The organism is Bartonella sp. MR63HLJHH, from assembly GCF_042194155.1.
GTDB lineage: Bacteria > Pseudomonadota > Alphaproteobacteria > Rhizobiales > Rhizobiaceae > Bartonella > Bartonella grahamii.
Genome location: NZ_JBHIMN010000043.1, coordinates 1 through 827, shown reverse-complemented (window position 1 = coordinate 827; position 827 = coordinate 1). Strand labels below are relative to the sequence as shown.

Here is an 827-nt window from a genome sequence, read left to right as displayed (position 1 = left end):
TCATAGCAGTGGGTGACAGTGGAAGCTTTCCATGGACCATTGATTTCGCCACGAAACCCTTGAAGAAGCAGAGGTTGATCCGCCATGATTTCTGGTCGCCCCTCAAGGGTCAAAGAACCACTGCCCACAGCACGACAAAGTCGGTCTGATTCTGATGCAGCAGCAGCCAAAGCCTCTTCCTTGCTGGTGTAACAAGTGCGAAGACGCCGCACGGGACCGCTAAACCCTGTATGATGTTTGACTTGGCATTGCTGCCCTTTTGAACGATCAAAATAAGAAGCTTCAATGGTGCCATATTGCGTGCGTGGCTCTAACGTGAATTCCCAACTTGAACAGTCATGCTTATGGATGTCGAGTGCTGGTAAATTGTCACCGCTTAAAAATAAAAACTTATTGTCCTTGATTAAAAAGCGTGCCTGCATACGGTCAGCAAGGCGGGTTAGAAAATCAACAGCCGATTGATCTGTGCGAATCACATAAGGCAAAGTTTGTTGAGTGAACTGGGGACTGACCTTTGCTTGATAGCCATGGCGTTTGGCGAGTGTCTCAACAATTTCACCAACAGTTTTGTGATCAAAATGCTCACTCGCCTGTTCTTTGAGCTCTTTACGCATCGAGGCACTTTTGCCACAAATGCGCAAAATCTCTCCATCACTGCCCCCACAACTTACAACCGATTCGACAACAAAACGCCCCATAAAAGCACTGATGCTGTTCTCATAGCCAAAGATCACCTGCAGAGCGTTGCCCGTTTGTGGAACCTCTAAATCATTGCCACTATCATCAAACTCTGCTTCAAATGTATCGGCTTCATTACCGGCATGGTC

The 827-nt window shown here is 47.3% G+C and carries 1 protein-coding gene; it reads right to left on the bottom strand.

The genetic code is table 11. From position 1 onward, the window contains the following. The coding region (locus ACFIKQ_RS09035; RefSeq protein WP_375656312.1) for a phage late control D family protein at positions 1–827 on the bottom strand (827 nt) is incomplete at both ends.